General features: G+C 67.3%; 14 protein-coding genes. 7 read left to right on the top strand and 7 right to left on the bottom strand.

What is annotated here, in order from left to right:
- Window positions 1-5 precede the first annotated feature (5 nt).
- Window positions 6-917: an NUDIX hydrolase gene (locus tag IDT60_RS16085; protein WP_191079806.1), complete on the top strand. Its 912-nt coding sequence runs from the start codon at window positions 6-8 to the stop codon at window positions 915-917.
- A gap of 274 nt (window positions 918-1191) precedes the next feature.
- Here the strand turns inward: IDT60_RS16085 and IDT60_RS16080 are convergent, their stop codons facing one another.
- Window positions 1192-1869: a Crp/Fnr family transcriptional regulator gene (locus IDT60_RS16080; protein WP_123254700.1), complete on the bottom strand. Its 678-nt coding sequence runs from the start codon at window positions 1867-1869 to the stop codon at window positions 1192-1194.
- A 254-nt stretch (window positions 1870-2123) separates the two neighbouring features.
- On the opposite strand from IDT60_RS16080, the gene IDT60_RS16075 reads away from it, so the two are divergent.
- Entirely contained in the window at window positions 2124-3308 is a 1185-nt protein-coding gene (locus IDT60_RS16075) for a MarP family serine protease (RefSeq protein ID WP_191079805.1), read from the top strand.
- Window positions 3309-3322: 14 nt separating this feature from the next.
- Here IDT60_RS16075 and IDT60_RS16070 read toward each other — a convergent pair whose 3' ends face one another.
- Window positions 3323-4342, bottom strand: coding sequence for a DUF2332 domain-containing protein (locus tag IDT60_RS16070; RefSeq protein ID WP_191079804.1), 1020 nt, complete (start codon window positions 4340-4342; stop codon window positions 3323-3325).
- Between the two features lie 2 nt (window positions 4343-4344).
- Complete coding sequence (gene aroQ, locus IDT60_RS16065) at window positions 4345-4839, bottom strand: type II 3-dehydroquinate dehydratase (RefSeq protein ID WP_191079803.1); 495 nt, start codon at window positions 4837-4839, stop codon at window positions 4345-4347.
- Between the two features lie 120 nt (window positions 4840-4959).
- On the opposite strand from aroQ, the gene IDT60_RS16060 reads away from it, so the two are divergent.
- The 5 genes from IDT60_RS16060 to IDT60_RS16040 are packed head-to-tail and all read left to right on the top strand — an operon-like array spanning window position 4960 to window position 10381.
- Entirely contained in the window at window positions 4960-5355 is a 396-nt protein-coding gene (locus IDT60_RS16060) for a hypothetical protein (RefSeq protein WP_164198705.1), read from the top strand.
- 2 nt (window positions 5356-5357) lie between these two features.
- The gene (locus tag IDT60_RS16055; protein ID WP_191079802.1) at window positions 5358-6965 is read left to right on the top strand and encodes a HAMP domain-containing sensor histidine kinase; all 1608 of its coding nucleotides are present in this window, start codon (window positions 5358-5360) and stop codon (window positions 6963-6965) included.
- On the top strand, window positions 6962-7621 hold the full coding sequence (locus IDT60_RS16050; RefSeq protein ID WP_191079801.1) for a response regulator transcription factor: 660 nt from the start codon (window positions 6962-6964) through the stop codon (window positions 7619-7621). Before IDT60_RS16055 ends, IDT60_RS16050 begins: the two co-directional genes overlap by 4 nt.
- Window positions 7618-9132, top strand: a complete 1515-nt coding sequence (locus IDT60_RS16045) for an SLC13 family permease (RefSeq protein WP_223883758.1) — start codon at window positions 7618-7620, stop codon at window positions 9130-9132. The genes IDT60_RS16050 and IDT60_RS16045 overlap by 4 nt, the downstream gene beginning before the upstream one ends.
- 28 nt (window positions 9133-9160) lie before the next feature.
- On the top strand, window positions 9161-10381 hold the full coding sequence (locus IDT60_RS16040; protein ID WP_191079800.1) for a glycerate kinase: 1221 nt from the start codon (window positions 9161-9163) through the stop codon (window positions 10379-10381).
- Window positions 10382-10390: 9 nt separating this feature from the next.
- Here the strand turns inward: IDT60_RS16040 and IDT60_RS16035 are convergent, their stop codons facing one another.
- The 4 genes from IDT60_RS16035 to IDT60_RS16020 form a co-directional block, all read right to left on the bottom strand.
- Window positions 10391-12622 carry an alpha-galactosidase gene (locus IDT60_RS16035; protein ID WP_191079799.1) on the bottom strand — a complete coding sequence of 744 codons (2232 nt, stop codon included), beginning with the start codon at window positions 12620-12622 and terminating at the stop codon, window positions 10391-10393.
- 90 nt (window positions 12623-12712) lie between these two features.
- Window positions 12713-14053 (bottom strand): sugar ABC transporter substrate-binding protein, encoded by a 1341-nt coding sequence (locus tag IDT60_RS16030; protein WP_191079798.1) that lies wholly within the window; start codon window positions 14051-14053, stop codon window positions 12713-12715.
- Between the two features lie 50 nt (window positions 14054-14103).
- Entirely contained in the window at window positions 14104-15030 is a 927-nt protein-coding gene (locus IDT60_RS16025) for a carbohydrate ABC transporter permease (RefSeq protein WP_191079797.1), read from the bottom strand.
- 10 nt (window positions 15031-15040) lie between these two features.
- Window positions 15041-15982 (bottom strand): carbohydrate ABC transporter permease, encoded by a 942-nt coding sequence (locus IDT60_RS16020; protein WP_191079796.1) that lies wholly within the window; start codon window positions 15980-15982, stop codon window positions 15041-15043.
- Window positions 15983-16090 lie beyond the last annotated feature (108 nt).

The following is a 16090-nucleotide window of genomic DNA, read 5'->3' as shown; positions in this document are numbered from 1 at the left end:
CTCAATTGCCTCACCTCGCCCGACGCCTGTTCGCCCTCCCTCCGGATCTGGAAGGGGCGGCTCAAAGCTGGCTGGACCATGGCGAGCGGACACCGCGCGCCGCCCGCCCGGCATCCTCCGTGGTGCTTCTGCGCGATTCGCCCACCGGCCTGGAGACGTGGCTGGGATACCGCCCCGGCTCCTCGCCGTTGGGCGTGCTCGCCTTCCCGGGAGGTTCCCTGGAGGCGTCCGACGACGACGCCGTCGGGTGGCTGGGTCCCTCAGCGCAGCATTGGGCTGACCACCTGGGGACGGACGACGTCGGGCTGGCGCGCCGCCACGTGGTGGGCGCCATCCGCGAGCTGTTTGAGGAAACCGGTGTGCTCCTGGCCGGGCCGGACATGTCCACCACTGTGGAAGGCACGTCCAGCCACGAATGGATGAAGATCCGCGTGGCTGTGGCAGAGCAGGAGAAGAGCTTCCCCGAGCTGCTCGCCAAACGCGGGCTCTCGGTCCGGACCGACCTGTTGAAGTCGCTGGTCAACTGGCGGACTCCGGACTTCGCCCACCGGCGCTTCGACACCCGCTACTTTGCAGCTACTGTGCCGGTGAACCAGCAGCCGAGCCTGCTGGAGGGCAAAGGCGTCTGGGGCCGCTGGGTGTGCGCCACGAAAGCCATTGCCGAACGCGACACCACCGCCCTGGGCGACGAGGTGGGCCAGGAGAACACGGTCGGCCTCACCCTCGGCCAGCTCCTGGTGCCGGGCTCCGAGATCATGCTCGAGAAGATGGCCGCCGCGAACGGCTGCATCGCCTACCTCAGCTACAAGCGCAAGCCCCACGTCTACCAGGCGAAGCTGGTCGAAGAGGACGGCAGGCTGATGCTCGAAGTCGAGGCCGCCATAACCGTAGCCGGAGACCCCCAGCGCGAACGCTGACCCGCGCTCCTGCGCGGAAGACTCCGCCCCGGCTGGAAACGCTCTCTCACTTAATGTGGGTTTCCGGCCGACGCTCTCTCACTTTCTTTAGGAGAGTGAGAGAGCGCTTGAGGAAAAGCCACATTAAGTGAGAGAGCGTTTCCCAGGGACGCGAAAAAGGCCGAGGTCGCCCGCATCCGGAAGCGTGCGTCAGGGCGACGGCGAAGGGCCGCCTAAGTGCGTTAACAACAAAAGCCGCTCCGATTCAGAACCGGAGCGGCTTTTGCTATGTGGCTTAGCGGGAGCGCTGGCGGAGGCGCTGCATGTCCAGGATCACAACGGCGCGGGCCTCGAGGCGGAGCCAGCCGCGCTGGACGAACTCTGCCAGGGCTTTGTTGACGGTCTCGCGGGAGGCGCCGACCAGCTGGGCCAGTTCTTCCTGCGTGAGCTCGTGGGCCACTAGGACGCCGTCAGTTGCGGGGCGGCCGAAGCGGTCTGCCAGGTCCAGCAGCGCCTTGGCCACGCGGCCGGGAACGTCGGAGAAGACCAGGTCGGACAGCGAATCGTTGGTGCGGCGCAGGCGGCGGGCCAGGGCCTGCAGCAGCTGGGCTGACACCTCAGGGCGGGTCCGCAGGAGGCCGTTGAGGCTCTCGTTCTTCAGGCCGGCCAGGCGGGTCTCGGAAACGGCCGTGGCCGTAGCCGTGCGGGGGCTGGGATCAAAGAGTGCCATTTCGCCGAACAGTTCGCCCGGGCCGAGGATGGCCAGGAGGGACTCCCTGCCGTCCGGGGAGGTGCGGCCCAGCTTTACCTTGCCCGAGACGATGAAGTAGAGCTGGTCACCCTGATCGCCCTCGCGGAATACCGATGCACCGCGTGAAAGGTCCACCTCGGTCAGCTCGTCCGTCAGCAGTCTGAATGCTTCGTCGTCAAGCGTGGCGAAGAGTGGTGCTCGGCGCAGTACCTCGATGTCCATAAAATCTCCTGAATAAAAAGTTTCGGCTGTGGCGCTTTTGCCATTGTTTCAGAAGTTTCAAGGTTCTGTGACGTACTTGGCAGCGGAAACGCCGCTGAATGGGTGCAAAGAGGGCCATGCGGGTGCCCGGGCAGCACGGCGAGGGGAAGCTTTGGCGCCCGAACCCGGCGGGAACCGGCACCGTAAGGCCCTCCACAGAGGAATGTCAGCGTACGCCCCTAGAATTGGTTCTCAACCGTATTAGAGGAGCGTCAGTGTTTGGCTTGACCGTTCTGGACCTTGCGCTGATCCTGGCCCTGCTGTCCTACCTGATCTATGGCCTGCGCAACGGCTTCCTGGTGACCCTCGGTGGCATCGCAGGCTTCGCCGCGGGCGCCGTAGCCGCCTTCTTTGCTGTCCCCCTCGTCAGCGAGTTCGTGGATGACTCCGGTTGGAGGCTTACCGCCATCGTGGCGGCCGCCGTCGTACTGATGGCCATGGGCCACGGCCTCGGAACCATGATCGGCCGCAAAATCCGCGGCGCCGTGCGGATCAAACCGCTGCGGGCCGTGGACCGGCTGGTCGGCGGGGCCGTCAATGTGGTGGTTTCAGCCCTCGTTATGTCCATGCTGGCTTTCAGTATCAGCTCCCTGGGTGTTCCCTTCGTCTCCCAGCAGCTCGCCGAATCCCGGGTCATCCGGTACATCGACGGACTGACGCCCGTCCCGGTCAAGGCGACCCTTGCGCAGCTCCGTTCAACGGTGATCGGAAACGGCATCCCCACGCTGATCGAAGGCCTCGGCCAGGGACCCCAGGTAGCTGTCCCCAATGCCAGCACCAATACGCCGGAGCTGAACCGGGCGGCCGAATCGGTCCTGAAAATCGCCGGAACGGCTTATCAGTGCGGCCAGAACCAGACCGGCACCGGCTTCGTGGTGTCTCCCGGGCGGGTTGTGACCAATGCCCATGTGGTGGCGGGCGTGTCGCAGCCCGTGGTGGAGGTCCCCAACGGCGGGGCGATGCCCGGACGCGTGGTCTATTTCGACACCCGGCACGACCTCGCCGTCCTGGCCGTGGACGGGCTGCCGTCCGAACCGCTGGCGCTGACATCAGACCTTCCCGGCGGCAGCCCGGCCGCCTTCGCCGGGTACCCACACGGCGGTCCGTTCAAGTCCAACCCAGCCACGGTCCAGGACATCGCCTCGGTGCTGGTGCCGGATATCTACGGCGAGAACCCGGCGCCGGAAGACATCTACCGCCTCGCCGGAGACGTCCAGCCCGGGAACTCCGGCGGACCGCTGCTGACCATGGACGGCCTGGTGGCGGGAGTCATCTTTGCCAAAGCGACGTCCGACGCCGAAATGGGCTTCGCGATCACCATGGATGACCTCTACCCGGTGGCGTCACAGGCTGCCGGCCTGAGTGCGCCGGTTTCCTCCGGGCAGTGCATCCAGAAGTAGGACGCACGCCCGGCTCACAGCCAGTCGAGGCTTTGGCCGTGCGGCCCGGTGATGGCCACGGGAGTGCCGTTATGGGTGAGCAGGAACCTGCCCAGGATCAGCTGCGGGTCCACCTCGGGTACCTCAGTGGAGCCGTCTTCCTGGTCAATCACCATCTGCCCCTCATTGGACAGCCAGTGGCATCCCCGGCTGGCTGAGAGCCGGGCCATGGCCTGCCGGAACGCGAGTCGCCCCGCCGCGCTGACGTAACCCATGACCGCGCTGTGGAAGACCACCAGGGTTGCCTGGGCAGGAGCCTGCGCCGCCACCTCCAGCAGCCGTTCATTCAGGTCGCCTGCCACCAGCAGCGGCGGATCCCGCCGCGCAATCGCTACAGCCTGCCGGAGCCGCTCCCGCCGGAATTCCTGCTCCGGCCACACCAGGGCTTCCAGCCAGGCGACGTCATCGGGATTGCCCACGTCAAGCGGGTTCAGGTCAATGCCCGCCCGCCACACCACCGGTGGAAGCGCTGCCGGCAGCGGAACCAAGCCGCTGGTGGCGCACGTCAGGATCGGGGCCGCGGCAGGGGTTCCCCCGTCAGAAACCGGAGACAGCCGCGTGACGGTTGTGCCGTCGTCGTACTCGTAGCGGTAACGGTCAGGGTACAGGGCCAGGCCAGCCGAGGCGCCCACCTCCAGCAGCGCCAGCGGCCTGCCCTCCGCCGCGGCGATCGCAGCGAGGGAGGGCAGGAGGGTGGCGCAGCGTCCTGCCTCGTTGGTCTGCGTCGCGCGGGACTGGACCACCCTGCTGACGTCGTCCCAGTGGGTTTCAAGGAACCTGCGGAACTCCTCGAAGGGGCCGGGAACTGCGCCGAGGAACCGCGCGGCCGCGAACAGCAGGATGGGCTGCCGCTTGTCATTCGGCCACAGGTCAATGCGGGCGATCAGCGGTGGGTCCTCGGCGATGCCCAGCGACCATTCGGCATAACAGGGCGATGACCCCGGCGCGTCAACCGTGCCGAAATGCCGGTACCACGCCGCGGTCCGCCCGGTCATGGCTACAGGGCTTCAGCCAGGTAGTCGATGGCCAGCTTGTATCCGAACACGCCGGCCCCCACGATGACGGCGACGCACACCGGCGACAGGTACGAATGGTGCCGGAATTCCTCGCGCTGATGCACATTGGTGATGTGAACCTCGACGGCGGGCAGCTGCACCGCTGCCAAGGCGTCGCGCAGGGCGACGGAGGTGTGCGTGAACGCACCGGCGTTCAGGACAATGCCGACAGCGTTGGTGCGGGCCGCGTGGATGACGTCCAGCAGGACGCCCTCGTGGTTGGACTGGACGCATTCCACCGTGAAGCCGTGGGCCTGTGCCGTTGAAGCAGCCAGCTGTTCGACGTCGGCGAGGGTGGACGTGCCGTACTTTTCCGGTTCGCGGGTGCCCAGCAGATTGAGGTTGGGGCCGTTGATCACCAGGATGGTGCCGCGTCCGTTGGTTTCCCGGCCGGCGGAGGTTGCAGATTCGGAATGAGGGGAAGAAACGTCAGTCATGGCTCCAATCTACCGACGCCGGCGGGCAAGAAAGGTTTCCTGGCGCCATCGCGGATGAAGGTTTCTTCATGCCCGCTTCATCAGCCCCTCATGAAGGCCTGACAGCATAAAGGCATGCACATGATCCGACGCATCGCAGTGATGGCAGCCGTACTGGTTATCCCGGTGCTGCTCGCTGTGGCTGGCAGCCTCCTCGCAGCACCGGCCGGCCCGCCGGTCATCGACTCGCAGCCTGTCCGGCTGGGTGCCGGTCCCGGCGGCACTCCTGCACCCGGCCTCGAGCCGTCAGCGCCGCCGTCGGAGCCGCCAACGGCGCCGCCAGCGCAGGACCCCGTGCCGCCGGCGCAGGATCCGGCCGAGTCCGGGCCGGCAGAGCCGCCAGCACCACCGCCGGCGCCAGCCGCGCCAGCGCCGGCACCTGTGGCGCCGCCCGCGGTTGCGCCGCCGGCACCTGTGGCGCCGCCGGTGGTAATCGAGGACGACGACGATGATGACGCTTTCGACGACGGGGACTGACCATGGAGCACCAGACAGCCGTGCTTGACACGGCAACGCACCAACCGCCCGCCGCGGCAGCCGCACCGGAGGCTCCGGCCCGCGCCCCCCGGACCCACGCCGCCCGCGGACGCCTTGGGTCCCGGGTGCCTGCCCGCTGGCGGATCGCCGGCTGGATCCTGCTCACCACGGCGCTGACCCTGCTGGCTGTCCTGCTGACGGTCCGTTCGCTGATGGTCAACCAGGCCCGCGTCCAGGCGCACCAGGCCATCTCCCAGGAGCTGCAGGAATTCAGGGCCTTCGCCAAGGAAGGCGTTGACCCCACTACCGCCCTGCCGTTCACGTCGATTGAAAAGATGCTGGAACGGTACCTGAGCCGGCAGTCGGCCGCGTCCGGCGAAGTGATCCTGGGCAGCGTAGGCCAGCGCGTGCTGTACACGCCGAGCGGGGCCATGAACTCCCCGGACGCCGGCCACCAGCTGCCGTCGGACACGGAACTGCTGGACAGCATCCGGTCGGGGCAGGCAGCCAGCGGCATCGCCGCAACCAGCGCGGGCGAGATGCACTGGGCGCGGTTGCCGATTGAGTCCGGCAGCGACACAGGTTTCCTGATCGTTGGCGATTACATGGCGCCGCGTGAAGCCCAGGTGGCCAGCACCACCGTCACCATCTTCTTCGTTTCCCTCGGCGGGCTGGCTGTCACGGCGGGTATCGCCTGGCTGGTTGCCGGCCAGATCCTCCGGCCCATCCGGGAAGTGCGCCGCGTGGCAGAGGACATCTCTGAATCAGACCTGACCGCCCGTGTCCCCGTTCAGGGCAACGACGATATCGCCGCACTGGCGCTGACCTTCAACACCATGCTGGACCGGCTGGAAGGGGCCTACCGCACGCAGCGGGCCTTCGTGGATGACGCCTCCCACGAACTCCGGACACCCATCACGGTCATCCGGGGCCACCTCGAACTGATGTCGGACAGCCCCCCGGAGCGCAGGCGCACCCTGGCACTGGTGGATGATGAACTGGCCCGGATGGGAAGGATCGTTTCGGACCTGCTGCTGCTGGCCAAAGTGGACCGCCCCGGCTTCACCCAGCTCCGCAGCACTGACGCCGCGTCGCTGCTGCTGGACATCGAAGCCAAGGCACAGACCCTCGGTTCGCGGGGCTGGCCCATCCTGGAAATTGCGGAAGGACACATCAGCCTGGACCCGCAGCGCATCACCCAGGCCGTCCTGCAGCTGGCCACCAACGCCTGCCAGTATTCGGCCGGGGGGACCACCGTCCGCCTGGGTTCCCGGTTTGAGGGCTCCGGCCAGGAACGCAGCTTCTCGGTGTGGGTTTCCGATGAAGGCATCGGCGTCAGCCAGGACGAGGCAGCCCGGATCTTCGGCCGTTTCCACAGGGGTGAAGCCGCCCGCCACCCGGATGCCGCACGTCCCGGCGCGGGGCTGGGACTGGCCATCGTCCGCAGCATCGCCGAGGCCCACCACGGCACCGCCTGGGTCCGCAGCAATGAGGGGGAGGGCGCCACCTTCGGCCTCACCATCCCCGCCCCGGATGAGGACCAGGACGCAGCCGGGAAACCCCACAGGTCAGAACGCACCGGCGCCGAGCCGCAGAAGGAGCAACCATGAAACGGATCCTGATCGCGGAAGACGACAGCCGCATCGCAGCCTTCGTGGAGAAAGGCCTCCGCGCCGCAGGCTACTCCTGCCTCACCGTTGACGACGGCGCCAGTGCCCTCCTGCTGGCACGCTCCGGCGAGTTCGACATGCTCATCCTCGACATCGGCCTGCCCACCCTGAGCGGCTTCGAAGTACTGGAACGGCTCCGCGGCGAAGGCTCCAAAACCGCCGTCATTGTCCTTACCGCCAGCGACTCCGTGGCCGACACCGTGTACGGGCTCGAAAGCGGGGCAAACGATTACATGACCAAGCCGTTCCAGTTCGCGGAACTGCTGGCACGCGTGCGCCTCCGGCTGACCGACGACGGCGACTCAACACCCGTGATGAAGCTCAGCCATGAGGACATGGAATTGGACCTCCGCAGCCGACGCGTGCGCTGCGGGGAGCAGGACGCGGACCTGACGTCCCGTGAGTTCTCGCTGCTGGAGGTCTTCCTGCGGCACCCCCGCCAGGTCCTGACCCGGGAGCAGCTCATCTCCCACGCCTGGGACATGGATTTCGACCCGGCGTCCAACGTCGTCGATGTTTACGTCCGGGCGCTCCGGGCCAAGATTGGTGCCGCTCGGCTGGAGACCGTCCGCGGCGCGGGATACCGGCTCAGATGAAAACCACCTATTACGAAGCCACGCCGCGCGCCGCCGGCCCGGACGGGGCCACGACGGGCCGCATCGGACTGCCGGCCATGCTGCGGCCGCCCGCGCTGATCTCGGCCGGCGTCGCGGCAGCGGCCATGGTGGCGCTGTCCCTGCAGGCGGGACCCGGATCGCTCGGTGCGGAGGCCGCCGTCGCGCTCTGCATTTTCCTGGCGGCGGTGTGGTTCTGGATCTTCTCGCCGGTGGAGGACACCTATGTTGCGCTGGGCGCGGCGGTGGCGCTGGTCATCAGCGGGGCAATGCCAACCCGGAGCCTGTTCGACGCCCTGGGCGAAGAGTCCGTGTGGCTGCTGATGGCGGCTTTTGTCATCGCCAGCGCCGTGGCGTCCACCGGGCTTGCCGCCCGCGGCGCTGCCTTTGTGATCACGGGAGCACGCAGCGTCCGGCAGCTGGCGCACCTGACCAGCCTCGGCCTGATCGTCACCGCGTTCGCCATCCCGGCCACCTCCGGCCGGGCGGCTCTGGTGCTGCCCATCTTCCTGGCCCTGCGCACGGCACTGAAGGACCGGCCCGCCGTCGTAAAGATGCTGGCGATCCTGTTCCCGACCGTCATCCTGTTGTCCGCCGTGGCCTCCTTCCTCGGTGCGGGCGCGCACCTGATCACCAGCCAGGTGCTGCAGTCGGCGGGCCACGAAGGCTTTGATTTCGCCTCCTGGCTCCTGCTGGGGCTGCCCCTGGCGCTGGTGTCCAGCGCCATGGCCGCCGAGCTGACAGTCCGCCTCTTTACCGACCCCAGTGACAGGAACGTGCCGCTGCGGGTGGACGCTGCCCAGCTGCAGCGGGAGAGCCCCACGCGCCTTCGCGGCCCGCTGGACCTTGATGAGCAGCGCTCGCTGATGCTGCTCGTCGCCGTCGTGGCCTTGTGGTGCACCGAGCCGATCCACGGCCTCGAACCCGCCCTGGTGGCACTCATCGGCGCCCTGGTGGTGAGCTCCCCGTACTACGGATCGGTGAAACTGGGCGCGGCACTCAAGAAGGTGCCATGGTCCATGCTGCTCTTTATGGCCGCCACCCTGGCGCTGGGATCCAGCCTGGTGACCACGGGAGCCGCCGACTGGCTGGCCTCCTCGATGCTCGCCCCGCTGGCAGTTCTCGGCGCCTGGAAAGCCCCGGTCTTTGTGGTGGCGGTGGTGGTGGTCTCGGCAGCGGCGCACCTGCTGATCCAGTCGCGGTCGGCCCGGTCCGCCGTCCTGATCCCCGTGGTGGTGGCGTCGGCCGGTTCCATGGGCGTGGATCCCATGGCAGCGGCTTTCGCCTCGACGGCGGCGGCAGGGTTTTGCCACACATTGACGAGTTCAGCCAAGCCGGTGGCCATGTTCGCCGAGGCCGACGGCGTGACGCACTACTCCGCGGCGGATCTGCTGCGGCTCTCGGCATGGCTGGGGCCGCTCAGCACCGCTGTGGTCCTGCTCTTCAGTTTTGCGGTCTGGCCCGTCCTGGGCCTGCCCCTCTTTACGCCCTAATTTCAGCCCTACACCGAAGGTGGCTCCCATGGTTATGTCCATTCCGCAACGCATTCTGGTGGCACCGTCCGGCTTCAAGGAGAGCCTCGACGCCGTCGAAGTGGCCGCTGCGATCGCGGCCGGCATCAGGCGGGTCATCCCGGGCGTCCAGGTCACCACCGTGCCCATGGCCGACGGCGGTGAAGGGACCGCCGCGGCGCTGTCCAGTGCCACCGGCGGCCGCCTGGTCCGGCACCGGGTGACCGGCCCGGTGGGAAGCCCCGTTGACTCGCACTTCGCGATGCTCGGCAAAGTGGACCGGCCCACCGCGGTCGTGGAGATGGCAGCGGCGGCGGGCCTGCGCCTGGTGCCGGCCGGACTCCGCGACCCGGGACTGACCACCACCCGGGGCGTGGGCGAACTGATCCTCGCCGCCCTTGACCAGGGTGCCGAACGCATCATTGTGGGTTGCGGCGATTCGGGAACGTCCGACGGCGGTGCGGGCGCCCTGCGTGCGCTCGGCGCCCGGGTGCGGGACTCCGAGGGCAACCACCTGCCCGAAGGCGGCGCAGCCCTGGCTCACGCCGCGGCTGTGGACTTGTCCGGGCTGGACAGCCGCCTTGCCAGCACCCGGATCGACCTGGCGCTCAACCCCTACAACGTCCTCTGCGGACCGCAGGGAGTGGCCCGTGTGTTCGGTCCGCAGAAAGGGGCCTCTCCGGAACAGGTTGAGGTCCTTTCCGCGGGACTGGACCGGTGGGCGCAGCTGCTTGCCGGGGCCACCGGACAGCCGGAAAGCTACCTGCGGACAGGCCCCGGTACGGGCGCTTCGGGCGGCCTCGGTGCAGGTCTGGCATCGCTGGGAGCCAACCTGGTTCCGCGCTTTGAACTGCTGCTGGACTCGGGGCTGGCCGGTGTGGACCTCGACGCCCACATCTCCCGGGCGGACCTCGTGGTGACGGCCGAGGGTGCCATCGACTTCCAGACACCCCGCGGCAAAGTGCCGGCCGAGGTGGCCCGGCGGGCGCAGGCGGCCGGTGTCCCGGTGCTGGCGCTCGCCGGGTCCATCGGCAAGGACTCCGGCGATGTCCATGCGGCGGGGATCGATGCCATTGCAGGGATCATCCCCATCCCCATGGACCTTGATACAGCTGTCGCGAACGGGGCCACTTTGCTGCGTGAGGCCACCGAGCGGACGTTCCGGGTCCTGCTGCTGGGCTCCGCGATCTCGTCCCGGCTCGGGGATTCGAGGCTAGGCAACGCGGCCTGACCCTGTGACCTACAGCGCCGTGAACCTCAGGACGATGGCGTGCTCCGGGTTGAGGATGGGCATCGGCAGGCCCACCCCGGCCAGGAAACGTCCGTTGGCTTCGGCTCCGTCCGCCAGCCACGCCGGCGGCTGGACCTGCGTGAACGTATGGGCGTAGTCCGCGTCTCCCGGCGCCGGGAAGATGGCGTCCACCCGGTAGGAGCGGTCCGGATCCAGGCCGGGGATGGTGATCCGGCCGGTCTGTTCCGCGAAGGAGGTGCCTGTGCTGACCAGGGCAAACAGCGCCGCCGTCGTGCCCGGCTCAGGTGACCCGGCAGCCCCGGCGTCCACGACGCCATGCAGCATCAAAGAGCTGTCGGCGAGGTCAGCGCGGACCATTCGCCCGGAGTGGATCAGGCCGCGGTGCTCCTTGTAGAGGCCGATGAAGCGTTTGAGCTCCTCGCGCCCGGCACCGGTGACCTGCCGGACGTCCCACTCCATGCCGAAGTGACCGAACAGGGCCGTGATGGCGCGGAAGGACAGATCGTGCGTGCGGGCCGTGGTGTGCGAGGTGGTGGGGCCGACGTGGCCGCCCACCAGCTCCGGCGGCACCACCAGCCCGGTCCAGCGCTGGATGGTCTGGCGTTCCAGGGCATCGTTGCAGTCCGAGGCCCAGATCCGGTCCGTCCGCTCCAGGATTCCCAGGTCAACACGTGCGCCGCCTGAGGAGCAGCTTTCAATCTCGACGCCGGGATGCGCCTTCTTGAGTTCGTCGAAGAGACGGTAGGCGGCCAGCGTCTGTTCGTGGACGGACGGCCGGCCGGCGTGGCCGTGTTCCAGCAGGTCCCGGTTCTGGTCCCACTTGAGGTAGCTGATGTTGTTCCCGCGCAGGAGGGCGTCGACGCGGTCGTAAATGTACTGCCAGGCCTCGGGGTTCACGAGGTCGATCACATGCTGGTTGCGCCACTCAAGGGGCAGCCGGCCCCCGTCCTTGTAGGACACGGCAGCAGGTCCGGCGATCCACTCCGGATGCGCGCGGACAATGTCCGAATCCAGGTTGACCATTTCCGGTTCCACCCACAGCCCGAATTCCATCCCGCGCGAGGTCACGGCCTCGATCAGGGGAGTGAGTCCGTCCGGCCAGAGTGCCTCGTCCACGTACCAGTCGCCCAGGCCCGCGTGATCGTCGCGGCGCCCGCGGAACCACCCGTCGTCGAGCACAAAACGCTCCACGCCGAGTTCAGCCGCGGAATCGGCAAGCTCAATCAGGGTGGCCAGGTTGTGGTCGAAGTAGACCGCTTCCCAGGTGTTCAGGACCACGGGGCGGGGCTTTCCGGAAGGCAGGCCCGTGCCGGCGGCGGGCAGCACATGGTGAGGGCGCGAGCGGAACCAGCTGTAGAACGCCTCGCTGATGCCATCCAGCCCGCGGTCCGAATACGCCGCGAACAGGGCCGGCGTGGTGTAGCTGCCGCCCGGTTCGAGGATGACTTCGGCCGGCCCGAGGAGTTCGGAGCCGCCGATCATGGTGCGGCCGTCACCGATGCTGTCTGCGAATTGCTCGTGGTTGCCGCTCCACGCCAGGTGCGTGGCCCACACCCGGCCATGCCGGTTGCCGAACCCGGCGGTGCCGGCGGCGAAGAGCAGCGAGGAATCGTGCCCCGTGCGGCCGTGGCGGCCCGTGCGGACCCACGTGCCTTGCTGGATGGCTCGGCGCTGCGGGTGGTTTTCGCGGCACCAGCGGCCGGTCAGGTCGAGGAGTTCGACGGCGTCCGGCGCCACCGGGAGGACGGTGGCCAGTTCGTCGAGCTGGTACGGGGTGGTGCCGTCATTGGTGAGGGTGTGACGCAGTTCCAGCAGCCCGCCGTCGTGCAGTGTCAGGGAGGACACGACGGTGATGCCGGCGTCGGGATCGGTCTGGACAATAACCGCGGAACGGCCGGCGGCGGCACTTCCGGCGTCGGAGTCCCCGTCGGCGCCCGCGCTCACCACGCGGAGGCGGACAGAGAAGTCCAGGCCGGAGACGCCGTCGGCAATGCGGTGCCCGCGGAGTGCCGGACGGCCGCGCCAGCTGGAGGATGCCTGGGGCAGGAGGCCGGCAGGGACGGTGGCGTCGATGGCGGAGTGGGGGATCGGGTCGCCGAGGATGGCGAGGTCCGGCAGCGTGGGGCCCAGATCTGCGCCCCAGTGGATGATCTCGGCCTCCGCGCTGGCGAAGCTCATCACCAGGCTGGTGCCGGCGGAACGGAGGTGGAGCGGGTCCATAGAATGCTGTCCTTCTGCGAGGGGTTGTGAATGGGAGGCTGTGCGCCGCAGGACAATGCCCGCGGCGCACGGCCGGGTGATGCTGGGAGCCTACTTGAAAAGCGCGTTGACCTGTTCGTTCATCTGGGTCAGGGAGCTGGCCGGTGCCTTGCCCGAAACCACAGCGTCCATGGCGGGCTCCATGATGCCCTTGACCTTGGCGGTGTTGTCCGTGATGGGGTAGAGGAACGTGGTCTTGTTCTTGACGTGTTCGGTGAAGGCGGTGACGTCCACACCCTTGGCCTTGAAGGCTTCGGCGGCTTTGTCGGAGGAGGCTTTCAGGGCCGGGAAGACAACGGCCTTCGAAGCCACAACGTCCTGGCACTCAGCGGAGGCGAGGTACTCCACCCACTTGATGGATGCGTCCTTCTTTTTGGTCCCGGCCCAGATCGAGTCCGCCAGGCCGTTGAACATGGACGCACGCTTGCCTTCGGGGCCTACCGGGGTGGGAGCGATTCCCACTTCGATTCCCTTGTAGCCGGTGTACTGGCCCACCATCCACGAACCGTGCGCGTTGATGGCCGACTTGCCTGCGGCGAAGGTGTCCGCCATGCTCGCGCCAACAGTGGTCTCCAGCTTGGGCATGTAGCCCTTGCTGACGAGTCCGGCAAACCACTCCATGCTGGCCTGGAACTTCGGGTCGTCGTAGTTGTACTGTGTGCCCCACGGATTTTTGTCCGTGTGCGACCAGCCGGTGGTGCTTGCGAAGTAGCTCCACTCCGTCTGGCCTGAGGAATCGCCGCCGCCGTTCAGTCCGAGCCCGTAGACGTCCACGTTGTTCTTGTCGAAGCCGGCCTCATCCCCGCGCTTGCCGTTCTTGTCCACGGTCAGGTGTGCGATGACGTCCTCGTACGTGCCGCCGTCCTGGGGGTTCCACGTGAGGTCCTTCATCTGGTCCTCTGAGATGCCTGCACTGGTGAGCATGGCCTTGTTGTAGAACAGGCCGATGGTGTCCCAGTCCTTCGGCAGGCCGTAACGCTTGCCGTCCTGGCCCACCCAGAGGTCAGCGAGGCCCTCGTTGTAGGCGGAGACGTCCACGTTGTCCTTTTCCACGGCCTCGTCGAGGGCCAGCAGCTGCTTGTTTTCGGCGAGCTCACCGTAACGGCCAAGGTGGTTGGTGAAGACGTCCGGGGCGGTGCCGCCCACAAATCCGTTGGTCAGGGTGCTCCAGTAGTCGTCCCAGCCGCGCTGGGTGATCTTGACGGCGATGTCCGGGTATGCCTTGGTGAAATCGTCCGCGCACTGCTGGTAGGCGGGAAGCTGGTTGGCGTCCCAGAGCCAGTAGTTGATCTCGCCCTTGGCGGATTCTGCGGAGGAGGAGCCACCGCCGCAGGCGGACAGGGACAGCGCCATAACGGCGGCAGCGGCGACGGCGCCGAGGGATTTCTTCATGGTTCTACTTTCCGTTCGGGGAATTCGGGAGGGTGCGGAGGGTGGAGTGCTTATTTGATGCCGGAGAAGCCGATGGAGTTGACGATCTTCTTGCCGAAGGCCGCGAAGAGGATGAGGACGGGCAGGGCCGAGACCAGGGTGGCGGCCATCAGGCCGGACCAGTCCGGGGATCCCTGCGGGGACTGGGACTTGAAAACGCCGAGGCCCACCTGCAGGACTCGCACGTCGTCCTGGGAGCCCACCAGCAGGGGCCAGAAGTACTCGTTCCACTGGCCGATGAAGGTGAGCAGCGCCAGGGTGGCGAGCGGGGCTGCGGCGTTGGGAAGCACAATCTGGAAGAAGATGCGCAGGTGCTTGGCGCCGTCGAGCATTGCCGCTTCTTCGACCTCGCGGGACATGTTCAGGAAGAACTGGCGGAGGAAGAAGATGGCGAAGGGCGTCATAAAGACGTAGGGCAGGACCATGCCGAGCATCGTGTTGAGCAGGTCCAGGTTCTTGATCAGCAGGAAGTTGGGCAGTGCGGTGAAGATCGGCGGGACCAGCATGGTGCCCAGGAACAGGCTGAAGACCGTGTTCCGGCCCCGCCAGCGCAGCCGGGCGAAGGCGTAGGCAGCCATCGCGCTGAAGAACACGGCGCCGGCGGTGGTGATGGAGGAGAAGATCACGGAGTTGCGCAGGTACAGCCAGAAGTCGATGGCTGCCCCCGATCCGCCTTCCGCGATGGCATCCGCCGGGCTCTGGAGCCCGAAGACCCGCAGGAAGGCGCCCCAGGTGAAGTCCGCCGGCAGCAGGCTGGCCGACTGTGAGGCGAGCGAACTGTTGGTGGACAGCGCCGTGCGCAGGACCCACAGGAACGGCAGGACGGAGACGGCGATGGCCAGGAGCAGGAGGGCCCAGGCGCCCGCGCGGCGGGCGTTGAACGGGCGACGGCGGCGGGCCGGGGCGACCGCGGCGGTGCGGCTGATGGTGGTGCTCATGCGGGACTCCTTAGTCCAGGTCCGACTCGTTGCCCTTGAGGAACTTCATCTGGATGAAGGCCACCAGGGCGAGGATGAGGAAAAGAATGACGGCGATGGCGGACCCGTACCCGAAGTCCGACTCGGTGAAGGCGCGCTGGTAGATGTAGTACTGGATGACCCGGGTGGCGTTGACCGGACCGCCCTGGGTAGTGACGGCGACGGTGTCGAAGACCTGGAACGAACCGATCACGGTAACCACCAGGACAAGGACCAGCACCGGCCGCAGCAGCGGAATGGTGATCTTGCGGAAGGTCTGGAACGGGGAAGCGCCGTCCAGCTTGGCCACCTCATAGACGTGGTGGGGGATGGCCTGCAGGCCGGCGAAGATCAGCAGTGCCGTGTAGCCCATGTGGCGCCACGTGTTGATCAGGGCCTGGGTGGGGATGGCCCACTCCTCGCTGCCAAAGAAAGCGATGCGGGGGATGCCTGCCCATTCGATGAACTGGTTCACCACGCCGATCTGGTAATCGAGCATCCAGAACCAGAGCAGCGCCGCGATGACGTTGGACATCAGGTACGGCAGCAGCAGCGCGCCCCGGACCAGCGTGGACTTGGCCACCTGGTGCATCAGCAGGGCCAGGCCCAGGGCCAAGGCCGTCTGAAGAACGATGTTGAGGAAGACGTATTGGCCGGTCACGGCCAGTGAATTCCAGAACAGCGGGTCCGTGGCGAGGGCCGTGTAGTTGTCCAGGCCCACCCATTCGGGGTCGCCGAGGATGCTGTATTCGGTGAAGCTCAGGTACACGCCACGGATGGTGGGCACGACGTAAAAGAAAGTGAAACCGATCATGGCCGGGGCGATGAAGAGGAGGGCGATCTTCAGGTCACCGAGCCGGCGGTAGCCGCCGCGGGGGCTCGGTGCGCCCGTCTGCGGCCGGGCGGTTCGTGTGGGTTTGGCAAGGGTGGTCATCGTCGACCCTTTCCTGGACTGTGATGTGGATAACAACTGCCGATGAATCTACACGAGTAGATCGAGGATCGCAACAGTGTTTTTCCGGCTGCTAACAAGCGGGATTCT

Origin of the sequence: Pseudarthrobacter sp. BIM B-2242 (assembly GCF_014764445.1) — a bacterium.
Lineage (GTDB): Bacteria > Actinomycetota > Actinomycetes > Actinomycetales > Micrococcaceae > Arthrobacter > Arthrobacter luteus_A.
This window is presented reverse-complemented; position numbering and strand designations above follow the sequence as displayed.